Below are 11,897 nucleotides of genomic sequence, written 5' to 3' on the forward strand. Positions count from 1 at the left end.
ATAAAGAAACGTAATAATTGAATTGAAACAAAAAAAATGAATCTTTAAGGAGGCTTATTTAATGGAATTGGCAGAAGAAGCAAGAGAAGAAACAAATGTAGTGGTTCAAAAAATTTCTGCAAAAGAGTTGGTAGCGTATTTCTGTTATGGGTTTGGTCAAGTTTTAAATTATGCAATGGTAGGCACTTATTTGACGATTTTCTATACGGACTATTTAAAAATCAGCGCATCCATCGCGGGAGTGATATTTTTAATCGCTAGAGTTTGGGATGCCATTAATGATCCGATGATGGCGGCACTGATTGACTATACGAATTCACCTAAAGGAAAGTTTCGAATCTGGATGAAATGGATTTCGATCTTCATTGTTTTAACCACGATCGTAACGTTTATTCCGTGGAACTTAAAAGGCTCGGTCTTAGTAGCTGTGGCTGGGATTTCTTATATTTTATGGGGAATGGTTTATACCATTAGCGATGTTCCTTTTTGGTCGTTATCTACTGTTATGAGCAATGATGCGCAAGAGCGATCAAAGGCGGTAACGGTTGCAAATACTGGTGTTTCATTAGGCTTTTTGTTTCCGCCGCTAGTTGTCCCGCTTTTTTCAAAGTTTATTGGACACAATTTTTTAGGTGTGAATGGCTTTGGCAATGAAGCCTTTATGGCAGGGTTGCCGTATGGGATTATGGCAATTGCTTTATTAACTTTTCCGTTGATGCTGTTTGGATATCTGGGAACGAAAGAACGCCGTCATGCTTCGGTTGAAAAAGTAAAGATCAAAGATATGCTGAATACGGTTCGGACTGCTCGTCCATTGTTTGTCATCTGTTCAATCTTTATTTCAAATGTTTTTTGGGACTTGCAAAATGCCTTGTTAACTTATTTCTTTATTGTCAATTTAGGGAATATCGATTATCAATCGACAGTAACGTTCTTCTCGCTGTTTGCTTATGGAATGCTGGTGCTTTATCCAGTTTTAACTCGGCGCTTTAAGAAAAAGCGTATTTTACAGGCACAATTAATCTTGGATACGCTGATTCGTTTACCACTTTTGTTTTTCGGCTATTCCAATGTAACAGTAGTACTTGCAGTCATTGTCGCTTTGAATTTTTTACAAACGTTAACCTCGGCTTTGATCCCAAACATGATTGGCGAATGTGTCGAATACTGCGAATATAAAACCGGGAAACGGACAGAAGGGATTGTCTTTAGTTTCCAAACATTTTCCGGAAAATTAAAAACGGCGATCGCTTTAGGTGTATCAGGATTTGCCTTGACACTAATCAATTACAATCCAAGTGCTGCACAACAAACAACTGCAGTCGCAAATGGGATTTTCTTTGTTAGTTTATTATTGCCGATTCTGGGCAATATCATTAAATTCATTTTTAGCTTGTTTATTCGTTATACCGAAGATGAATACCGGTTAGTTGTCCGTTATCTGGACAAAAAATATCAAAAGGCCGATGCCTTAGAGGCAGAAGACACACTGTTAGCCCAAAATTTAGAGAATCAAATGACACAATTGCAGAATGAAATTACTCAAACTGGATTGAAATAAGTAGAGAAAGAGGAAATAGTATGTATCGTACAGAATACCCAAGACCCCAATTTGAAAGAGCAGACTGGATTAATTTAAACGGTCAGTGGGCATTTGCGTTTGATGATGACGACAGGGGGATGAGGGAAAACTGGCAGCAGCCAGCTTATCAATTGCCATTGACTATAGAAGTACCATTTGCTTATCAAACGGAAAAAAGCGGGATTCATGATCCTAGCTTTCACGATGTAGTTTGGTATAAACGACAGCTGGAGATTCCACAGTCTTTTCTTGAGAAACGCTTAATTCTGCATTTTGGTGCGGTCGACTACCGTTGTCAAGTTTATATTAATGAACAGCTAGTGGGTAGTCATGAAGGCGGCGAGACCCCATTTGAATTCGATATCACACGCTATGCGCAAGAAAAAGAGCTCTGGCTCACTGTTCGGGTGGAAGACCCTTCACAAGACGAAACGATTCCGCGAGGAAAGCAATTTTGGCGCGAAGAGTCGGATTCGATTTGGTATACACGGACGACCGGAATTTGGCAAACGGTTTGGATTGAGCCGGTGGCTGAAAGCCGCATTGAGGAAGTCAAGTATCATACGGATGTTCAAGAGGCTAAAGTAACGATGGAATTTTTTGTGACACCGCAATCGTTGGGAAAGCATTTAGAAATTCTGATTAATTTTAAGGGGAAGAAATTAGTCGAAGAAACGATATTGTTAACTGAAAGCCATTTTGATCGTGGATTTAGCCTATACAAAAACAATATTTTTGCCCATAATTTCCATGGCAGCCGCTATGGTTGGTCGTGGACACCCGAGCATCCTAATTTATTTGAAGTTTCCTTTGCGATAGTCGAAGAAACGACACTGGATAAAGTTGATTCTTATTTTGGATTAAGAGATATTCATACGGAGAAAGGGATGGTCTATCTAAATAATCAACCTTACTATCAAAAATTAGTGTTAGATCAAGGGTATTGGGAAGATGGCTTATTGACCGCACCTGATGATGAGGCGTTTAAACGGGATATTATTTTAGCCAAAGAAATGGGTTTTAATGGTTGTCGGAAACATCAAAAGGTTGAAGATCCTCGTTTCTTGTATTGGGCGGATCACCTAGGTTTTCTGGTGTGGGGAGAATGCTCCTCAGCGCCATCCTTTAGTGTAACTGCAATCCAACGGTTGACCCAAGAATGGTTTGAGATTATCAAAAGAGACTACAATCATCCATCGATTATCACTTGGGTCCCGCTGAATGAAAGCTGGGGTGTTCCTGATATCCGCAATAACAAGCAGCAGCAGGCACATTCGTTGGCGTTGTATCACACGATCCATTCTTTAGATACTAGCCGCTTAGTCATTTCAAATGATGGTTGGGAAATGACGGAGACGGATATTTGTGCGATTCATAATTACGCACACGGTCAAGCAGATGAACAGGAAAAATACCAGCAATTTAAAGAAGCTATCGGAACAAAAGAAGGATTGGTAGATTCGATGTCTGCTAACCGATTTATTTATGCGAATGGTTTTTCACATCAGGATGCACCTATTTTGCTGACGGAATTTGGCGGTGTCGGCTTTGAAGTTGGTAAAGAGGAGGGCTGGGGTTATACTTCGGCTGAGACAGAGGAAGAATTTATCGCCGACTATGGGAGAATCATGGCCGCTGTTTATGCATCAAAAGCTTTACATGGCTACTGCTATACCCAGCTGACAGATGTTGAACAGGAAATCAACGGGCTGCTTACTTATGATCGAAAAGCCAAATGTCCATTGGAAGAAATCAAAAAAATTAACGATCAAGCGGATCAGCTGACGATTAAAAACTAGCGAAAACCCTGCGAGTCTTTTGAAGACTTGCAGGGTTTTTATAATACTACGCTTCTTCGGTAGTATTTTGTGTGCTTGATATCATGAAAAGTATAATTCAGCGTGCGCACCATCCCGCTAATCCCGATAAAGTGAGAAGTGGAACTGGCAAAGCTTTTTTTGTGAGCGATCTTCACCTAACCAAAGTGTCTTTTACTGATAATACAGCTGCTCGGATGGATAAGCTGCCGCTGAGGTAATATCGATCCCTAAATTTCTAAAGGACTGTTCATTGGCTTTACTCAACATCACCGTCGAATGTGCCTGAGTGCCTTCAAGCTCGACCAGCTTCTCATAAGCGCACTGGGCTGTTGGATTCGTGACGGCGCTAATGGCTAATGCAAGTAATACTTCACGAATATCTAGCATGTGATCTTTCATATGCATTTCGTTTTTTTTCAAATTTTTGATTGTTTCTAAAATGATCGGCGACAATAAATGAATGTCGTCATCAATTTTAGCTAAAACCTTTATTGCATTTAAGATGACTGAAGCGGAAGCCTCCATCAATGAAGTTGTTCTGCCGGTGATGATTTTTTTGGAAGGGAGCTCCAAAGCGATTACAGCGGCAGATTCTTTTGACAAGGACTCTAATTTTTCGGAATATGCGTGAGCCGGAGCGACTACCGTCCGATCCTCTGGCTTCAAATCGATCTCTTCCATGATCAAATTGATTCTATTTACGGCTTCCTCATCAACCAGCCCCTTTTTGAAATCGCACTCTGTCTGGAAAAATCGGCGAATGATTTCCTGCCGGGAAGCTTCTTGAACGACTGCATCATTTACAATACCGGCTTTGACCTGATTCACGCCCATATCTGTGGGGGACTTATAAATCGATTCTTCGTCGGTGATTTTTTCAATGATCCGTTTGATTACTGGAAATGTTTGAACATCTCGATTGTAGTTGACCGCCATCTCTCCATAATAATCTAAATGGAAGGAATCGATCATGTTCACGTCTCCCAGATCGACGGTTGCTGCTTCATAAGCGATGTTCAATGGGTGTTTTAATGGAACATTCCAGACAGGGAAGGTTTCGAATTTTGAATATCCGGCTTTTTTCCCCAGTTTGCTCTCATGATAAAGCTGGTTTAAACAGGTGGCCAGCTTACCGCTGCCTGCTCCTGGTGCGGTCACGATGACGATCGGCTTCTCTGTTTTGACATATTCATTTTTGCCAAAGCCTTCGTTGGAAACAATTTTGTCTACATTCAAGGGATAATTTTCGATGGCTTCGTGTTTGTAGACTTTGATATTTTGGCGTTCCAGTTTGTTGATAAAGGCATTTGTCGCCGGCTGATTATTGTAGCGGGTGATGACCACGCTATTAACCAGCAGATCATAGCCTCTTAATTCGTCAATTAAACGTAAAACATCCATATCATAGGTGATGCCGTAATCGCCGCGGATTTTATTTCGTTCAATATCCCCAGCGTATAAACAAATAAGGATCTCCGCTTGATCCTTGAGCTTTTGAAGCAGCTTCACTTTGACATCTTCCTGAAATCCCGGCAACACTCGTTTGGCATGCTTATCGTCGACCAATTTTCCGCCAAATTCCAGATAGAGCTTGTCATATTGATTTACTCGTTCCAAAATAAAGCGAGACTGCTCGATTAAGTATTTTTTTGAATCAAATCCTAGTTCCTTCATTTACTTCCTCCATAACATTGAGAGTGCGTTGCATTAAAAACAGACGTAATATTATAAGCCGTAACTAATCCATAATATTCTTTCATTAAATGCCTCATCCGTCAATGAAAAATCGCAGTGTTTTTTCTTTTTAAAGAAGCGTTCTGATTTGATAATTCCATCCTGAAAAGAGGCTCGCATTTCACCATGAGCCAATATATGTCTTTTCCCATTGAAAGTACGCTACAATGGAAGGGTATCAAATGATAGGAGGGATTTTTTATGAAGGTTATCGTTTTAGGATCTTCACACGGCGGCTATGAAGCAGTCGAAGAATTACTCCTTTCTCATCCCAATGCGGAAGTGCAATGGTACGAGAAAGGCGATTTTGTCTCATTTATGGGTTGAGGCACGCAAATGTATCTCGAAGGAGTCGTGAAAGACGTTAATTCAATTCGTTACATGACAGCCGAAGAGATGGAAAAACGCGGGGTTCGCGTTTTCACAAATACAGAAATTACCAAAGTAATGCCTGACCAACACGAAGTTGAAGTCTTGGATCACATCAGCGGGGAGACTCGCAAGGAAAGCTATGACAAATTGATTTTAAGCCCTGGGGCGAATCCATTTATCTTGCCTGTTCCGGGTCATGAGCTGGAAAATATCGAAACGATGCGCGGGCGTCAAGATACGATCGACCTTAAATTGCATTCGGTTGATCCAGATATCCAAAATGTTGTTGTAGTTGGCGGCGGCTATATCGGGATCGAAGCGGCCGAAGCTTTTGCGATGGCTGGAAAAAACGTGACGGTCGTGGATATTATCACTCGTCCATTAGGTGTTTACTTGGATCAAGATTTTACTGATATTTTAGAAAAAGAAATGACCGACAACGGTATGCATTTAGCGATGGAAGAAAAAGTCGTAGAATTTATCGGTGATGCTGGAAAAGTAACGAAAGTCGTGACAGATAAAGGCGAATATCCGGCTGAACTCGTTGTGATGTCAGCAGGTGTTAGACCGAATACCGCTTGGTTAAAGGACGCCGTGGAGATGCATCCAAATGGAATGATCAAAACGGACGAATATATGCGGACAAGTGCGGAAGATGTTTTTGCAGTCGGCGATGCTACCTTGATCAAATACAATCCGGGGAACACAGACGTCAATATCGCGCTGGCAACAAATGCGCGTCGCCAAGGACGTTATGCTGCGAAAAATTTAGTCGAAGCAAACAATCCATTCCCAGGTGTGCAAGGCTCCTCTGCGCTGCGGGTCTTTGATTATAAATTTGCCTCAACTGGCTTGAACGATCAAATGGCAGACCGTTTGAAGATTGAGACGAAATCCGTGTTACTGGATCAAGATACGTTGATGGACTTTATTCCAGCAGACAGAAAAGAACGGATGCTGTTCAAATTAGTCTATGATCCAGCGACTCATGAGATTTTAGGTGGACAAATCATGTCGAAAGAAGATCTGACTGCTAATATCAATGCGATCTCGATCGCCATCCAAACGAAATTCACCATCGAACAGCTCGCTTACGCGGACTTCTTCTTCCAGCCAGAATTTGACACGCCGTGGAACTTGCTTAATATGGCGGGGTTAAAAGCACTGGAACAAGAAAAATAGAACAAACGATTACGCCGGAGGGAAGGTTCCTCCGGCTTTTTTATGCAGCTTTCAGCCTTTACCAAGCAAGATAAATTGACAAAATCATCGCTCGATAGTTTAATGGTTTAAAAACATGAACGGATGATAAGTTCGGCAGACTTTTTACTGTTAAAGTCCTGCTTGATCATGTTACGGAAATTATAGATGAGGGATGAAGGCTATGAAAAAGGTATTGATTGTTGAAACAAATGTCACGCGCTATCAAGGAACGAAGGGCCCGACCGGATTATGGCTGGGTGAAGCGGCGGAGTTTGTTGATGAAATGCAAAAAAATGGCGTAGCGGTAGATTTCGTTAGTCCAAAGGGCGGATTTGTTCCCCTTGATCCGCGAAGCATGAAATATACGGATGAATCGATCATGCGGATTTACGAAAGTCAGGATTTTATTGATCGTGGATTGAAAAATACGCTGTGTCCTGATCAAATCGATCCGAACGACTATGCAGCGATCTATTACACAGGCGGTCATGGCGTGATGTGGGATTTTCCAGATAATCCAGAACTTCAGAAGTTGGCATTAACCATTTATAACAATGGCGGCTACATCAGCTCGGTCTGTCATGGAATCGCAGGACTGTTCAATATTAAGAATGAACAAGGCGAGTATCTGATCGCGGGAAAGAATATCACGGGCTTCACGACGGCGGAAGAAATTCTTGCCGGCAAGAAATCGGTCGTGCCCTTTCTAAATCATGAGGTGGCGGAAGCTCGCGGAGCCAAATTCTCGAAGAAACGCTTTTATAGTGAATATGCGATAAAAGATGGTCGGCTGTTAACCGGTCAAAACCCTTTTTCCGTACGTGCCGTAGCAAAATTATTACTAAATGAAATCAAATAAAGTGGTCCCGATAAAGCATAAACTTTGTCGGGACCCTTTATTTGACTATTTTTCAGGATCATCGGTTATTTGCAGGATGATTTTTCCTTTGGCCCGACCGGATTGTGAATAGGTGAGGGCTTCTTCGATATCAGCAAAGGGCACGACGCGATCAATTATTGGTTTGATCACGCCTGTTTCGATCAACTGACCTAGTAGGGCCAGCTGCGGACCGCTTGGCTTCATAAAAAGAAAGGTGTAGGAAGCGCCTGTTTGCTTCTCCAATTTAGTAATATTCCGAGTCACAAAGCGAAAGCCTAACTTTTTCCATAAAGGCACTCCGTATTCTTGCCCGAAGCGATAGTTGGGTAAGCCGGAGATGCTGACGACTTTTCCGCCCGGTTTCACAATGTCGAAGGCATCCTCCAACGCTTTTCCGCCCCGCGTATCAAAGACATAATCATAATCGGAAAGGACTTCTGTAAAATTAGTCGTTCGGTAATCAATCGGGTAGTCGGCGCCTAATGATTGGACCAGTTCAAAATTTTTCGCTGAAGTAGTAGTCGCCACGTATGCGCCTAGATGCTTAGCGATTTGAATGGCGATCGTTCCAATACCGCCAGAGCCGCCTTGAATCAGGACCTTTTGTCCCGGCTGGATATTCATGATGTCGTGCAAAGCCTGATAGCTAGTGAGTCCAACCAGCGGAATTGCGGCCGCTTCCTCAAAAGTAGTATTCTTCGGTTTTAGAGCGATATCGCCTGTGTCAACTGCGATATATTCCGCAAAGGTGCCGATCCGGTTCTTCTGAACACGACCATAAACGGCATCGCCGATAGCAAAATCATTCACCTGTTCACCTACCTCAACGATGATCCCGGCAAAATCACTCCCCAGAATCAGCGGCATATCATATTTCAGCAGCATTTTAAGTCCGCCGTCCTTTGTTTTCAGATCAATGGGATTGATGCTGGCCGCGACGATCTTGACCAAGACATCATTTGGGCGAACTTTTGGGAGCGCCACATCCTTTATTTCTGGCATCGGTTGTTTATAAGAATCAATTACGGCAGCTTTCATTGTATTATTCATCTTTATTCCTCCAGCGTTTGAGTTTAAGCGTTTAACCTTTTAAACGATTACGGATTTGAGTTTAGTTTATTGGTTTAAAAATGTCAACGGATCGTTCTTGACAATTTTTCCGATCTAGCGTTTAATAGTTTAAAATCATAAACATAAGGGCAACATGAAGGGGATCAGGACCAATGGCAGAACAAACATTAGATATTTTTAAAGAGAGTATCCCGATTTTCACGATGCTGCAGGATGAGAAGCGGCAGCAGATTCTGGTGATGCTTTGTAAAAATGGTCAAATGACGGTCAATCAGATCACAGACTCGATGTCATTATCACGCCCAGCGATATCGCATCATTTAAAGCTAATGTTAGGCGCGGGAATTTTGGCGGTAACTCAGATCGGCACCGAGCGATATTATCAAGCCAATATGGGGAATACACTGGATCTGTTGAAAAGACTGACGGCATCATTAGAAGCGGATGTTGAAAAGAAAGCTGGGGAGTAAGCGTCAGTTTCATGGATAAACTAAAAAACCTTTTAGCGGTCGAAACAACGAATCGCTGAAAGGTTTTTGTGGTTCAATCATATAACTCCGCAATCTCACGAACTTTGCGCTGCATTTCCTCGCGCACATGCGGCGGCGCTAAGCACTCGCATTTATTGCCAAAGCTGAAAAGAATATTGTAGTGATAGTCATTTTCGATAAAAGGAAAACGAACGATGTAATGGTCTTCGTCCTCTGGCGTAAAATGTTCAAAGGCACAATAATCAAGCACCTGATCCATGACCGAGCGATGAATTCGCAGTGTGATCTCGGTCTGCAGCGTGGTCAGAATATCCGAAAATTCCAACTGCGGCTTTTGAAATGCGCGCGGCGTAAAGTCTTCGTCTTGTAGCTTCAGTCGAGACATACGAGCCAGCTTAAATAAGCGAAAATCACTTCTTTGCTGGCAATAGGCTTGTACGTACCAATGATTTCCCTTTAGGACAAGCTGATAAGGCTCGACGGTTCGCGCGGTTTTATTGCCGCGGTGGCTGACATAATCAAAGGCAAGCAGCTTGTTTTCCTGCAAAGCGGTTTTGATAAGCTCTAAAAAAGGCTGGATGTTTTGATTGCCCATCCAAGGAGTCAGCTCGATATGGATTTGGTTCATTTTTACATCAATGTCTTTGGCTTGGTCGGCGGGGATAAAACTTTTGACCTTCGCAAGGGCATTGACTAGCTCATCGCCCCGCATTACATTTGAAAGACTGGAAAGTCCCATCAAGAGGGTGGAAATCTCAGTCGTTGAAAAAACCTTTTTATCAAGCTTGTAGTTCTCCATGATCTCAAAACCGCCGCCCACGCCAGAGGTTGAGCGGATCGGGATTCCTGCCATACTGATCGAATCAATGTCGCGATAGATCGTGCGGGGAGAAACTTCAAACATTTCTGCTAATTCCTGTGCCCCGATTCGTTTTTTATCAAGAAGTACCATAATGATGCTGACAAGCCGATCAACCTTCATCAAAAAACCGCCTTTTCTAAAAGATCTTTTTTTAATTGTAGATTGTTGCCATACAGCTGTCAACAATTGCTAGGTATACTATAAACAAATCAACCAATCTTTTACAACGAAAATGGAGGAAAACAATGAATACTATTTATGTTTATGTTCTTGATACTTTAGCTGACTGGGAATTAGGATATGTGACGGCGGAGCTGAATTCTGGCCGCTTTTTCAAAAAGGATGGACCGTCTGTGGCGCTGAAAACGGTCAGTTCTTCCAAAGAGCCGATCAAAACTATGGGCGGAATGACGATCGTACCTGATTGCTTGATTGCTGACATGGTGGCAGATGAAAAAAATATGCTGCTGTTGCCAGGGGCAGATACATGGAACGATCCAAAACATACTGCGATCCTGGAAAAAGCCAGCGAGTTTCTTAATACAGGTGCGACAGTAGGCGCAATTTGCGGCGCTACGACAGCCCTTGCCAGTTATGGGCTGTTGGATAATCGCCCCCATACCAGTAATGGCCCAGGCTTTCTTGAAATGTTTGCGCCCAATTATCAAGGCCAGCAATTTTACGTAGACCAGCCAGCAGTAGCAGACGGCAATCTTATTACTGCCAGTCCCACAGGCGCTTTGGAATGGGCCAAACAAATTATCGAGCGCGCAGATGTGTTTCAAACGGATACATTAAACGCGTGGTATGACTATTTCAATACTGGCAAGCCGGAATACTTCTATGCGTTGATGCAAACCTTGCCGGTTAATGAGGAAGCAAACTAGTTGGATAAAACAAAATAGCATATAAAGAACAGCGTGATTTCACGTTGTTCTTTTATTTTGGTAAATTTTAATTAACTTGTTCTTTTTTTAACGCCGAAAATATGGTAAAAAGTTATTTTTATGTTGACTTTGCCGTTTCGCAACCTTAATCTGTTATTAAGTAACATCGGTTATAAAAAGGAGTTTTGTAACCATCGCTTCAATGTTGGTCAAAATAAACGTGTTAGGAGATTAATGAATGAAAAAGTGGATTGTTTTTGCGGTAATGGCAGTTATGTTAGCAGGGTGCGGTTCTGGCGGCACAAAAGAAACGAGCAAGTCAGAAAAAGGTACAGCATCAGCCTCTTCAACAGAACAAACGGCATCCGCGCCAGAAGTTTCTTCTTCTGAAAAGAAGATTGAATTGAAGGAGGTCGATTTTGATGTCGAAGGAACGCCTTACAAAATGAAAGTGATAGACAGTTGGGAGATCATCCCTGATGAAGAATTATCTTTTAATGCAGAAGATGAGGATAAGGTACAAGGCTTGATGATCTATGGGTTCAAAAAGACAGATTTTGAGAGTTTAGCTGCGTTCAAAGATTTGATAAAAAACCAGTTTGTCTCAACCGAAGAGATTGAAATAAAGGAAGAAACCGTAAGTGAAGCAGCCTATAAAACAGCACATTACGAGGGCTATCTGTATAATTTTACCGGTACCTATGAGGGCGCAAATGTACAAATGAACTTTTATTTTCTGGAGACAGAATCCGACTATGCGCTTGTAAATCTGATAGCCTTTCCTTCATTTTATGATAAAAACGGGGACCTTGTTACAGAGATGCTGAACTCTTTTGTGGCGGTATGAGATTTAAAGGAGTAAATAATTGAAAAATTTACGGGTTAGAATAATCGGTTTTATTGTATTAGCAATAATTGCTGGGTGTGTAATGGGTGTGACAGGTGCAACGAATTCTGGAATAATGATCGTTGCTTTAGTAGTATTTGTCTATTTT

The 11,897-nt window shown here is 42.0% G+C and carries 10 protein-coding genes; 7 read left to right on the plus strand and 3 right to left on the minus strand.

Translation table 11 applies throughout. From position 1 onward, the window contains the following. Nucleotides 1-61: 61 nt before the first annotated feature. Complete coding sequence (locus tag A5875_RS21995) at nucleotides 62-1,561, plus strand: MFS transporter (protein ID WP_088935689.1); 1,500 nt, start codon at nucleotides 62-64, stop codon at nucleotides 1,559-1,561. A gap of 20 nt (nucleotides 1,562-1,581) precedes the next feature. Further along, entirely contained in the window at nucleotides 1,582-3,381 is a 1,800-nt protein-coding gene (locus tag A5875_RS22000) for a glycoside hydrolase family 2 protein (RefSeq protein ID WP_088935690.1), read from the plus strand. A 192-nt stretch (nucleotides 3,382-3,573) separates the two neighbouring features. Here the strand turns inward: A5875_RS22000 and A5875_RS22005 are convergent, their stop codons facing one another. Beyond that, complete coding sequence (locus A5875_RS22005; RefSeq protein ID WP_088935691.1) at nucleotides 3,574-5,076, minus strand: DUF1846 domain-containing protein; 1,503 nt, start codon at nucleotides 5,074-5,076, stop codon at nucleotides 3,574-3,576. 261 nt (nucleotides 5,077-5,337) lie between these two features. Here A5875_RS22005 and A5875_RS22015 point away from each other — a divergent pair, with 261 nt between their 5' ends. Further along, the gene (locus A5875_RS22015; RefSeq protein WP_242551095.1) at nucleotides 5,338-6,690 is read left to right on the plus strand and encodes an FAD-dependent oxidoreductase; all 1,353 of its coding nucleotides are present in this window, start codon (nucleotides 5,338-5,340) and stop codon (nucleotides 6,688-6,690) included. Between the two features lie 202 nt (nucleotides 6,691-6,892). Beyond that, the gene (locus A5875_RS22020) at nucleotides 6,893-7,570 is read left to right on the plus strand and encodes a type 1 glutamine amidotransferase domain-containing protein (RefSeq protein ID WP_088935694.1); all 678 of its coding nucleotides are present in this window, start codon (nucleotides 6,893-6,895) and stop codon (nucleotides 7,568-7,570) included. 45 nt (nucleotides 7,571-7,615) lie between these two features. Here the strand turns inward: A5875_RS22020 and A5875_RS22025 are convergent, their stop codons facing one another. Then, nucleotides 7,616-8,629, minus strand: coding sequence for an NADP-dependent oxidoreductase (locus tag A5875_RS22025; protein ID WP_176244796.1), 1,014 nt, complete (start codon nucleotides 8,627-8,629; stop codon nucleotides 7,616-7,618). Between the two features lie 185 nt (nucleotides 8,630-8,814). Between A5875_RS22025 and A5875_RS22030 the strand changes: the two genes are divergently transcribed. Continuing rightward, nucleotides 8,815-9,132 carry an ArsR/SmtB family transcription factor gene (locus A5875_RS22030; protein WP_088935696.1) on the plus strand — a complete coding sequence of 106 codons (318 nt, stop codon included), beginning with the start codon at nucleotides 8,815-8,817 and terminating at the stop codon, nucleotides 9,130-9,132. Nucleotides 9,133-9,205: 73 nt separating this feature from the next. Here the strand turns inward: A5875_RS22030 and A5875_RS22035 are convergent, their stop codons facing one another. Then, nucleotides 9,206-10,135: a helix-turn-helix transcriptional regulator gene (locus A5875_RS22035; protein WP_088935697.1), complete on the minus strand. Its 930-nt coding sequence runs from the start codon at nucleotides 10,133-10,135 to the stop codon at nucleotides 9,206-9,208. A gap of 125 nt (nucleotides 10,136-10,260) precedes the next feature. Here A5875_RS22035 and A5875_RS22040 point away from each other — a divergent pair, with 125 nt between their 5' ends. Together A5875_RS22040 and A5875_RS22045 are read left to right on the plus strand one after the other, a co-directional pair. Beyond that, the gene (locus A5875_RS22040) at nucleotides 10,261-10,902 is read left to right on the plus strand and encodes a type 1 glutamine amidotransferase family protein (protein WP_088935698.1); all 642 of its coding nucleotides are present in this window, start codon (nucleotides 10,261-10,263) and stop codon (nucleotides 10,900-10,902) included. A gap of 238 nt (nucleotides 10,903-11,140) precedes the next feature. Next, nucleotides 11,141-11,749, plus strand: coding sequence for a hypothetical protein (locus tag A5875_RS22045; RefSeq protein ID WP_088935699.1), 609 nt, complete (start codon nucleotides 11,141-11,143; stop codon nucleotides 11,747-11,749). Nucleotides 11,750-11,897: the final 148 nt, after the last annotated feature.

Source organism: Enterococcus sp. 3H8_DIV0648, assembly GCF_002140655.1.
In the GTDB taxonomy this organism is placed as follows: domain Bacteria; phylum Bacillota; class Bacilli; order Lactobacillales; family Enterococcaceae; genus Enterococcus_A; species Enterococcus_A hulanensis.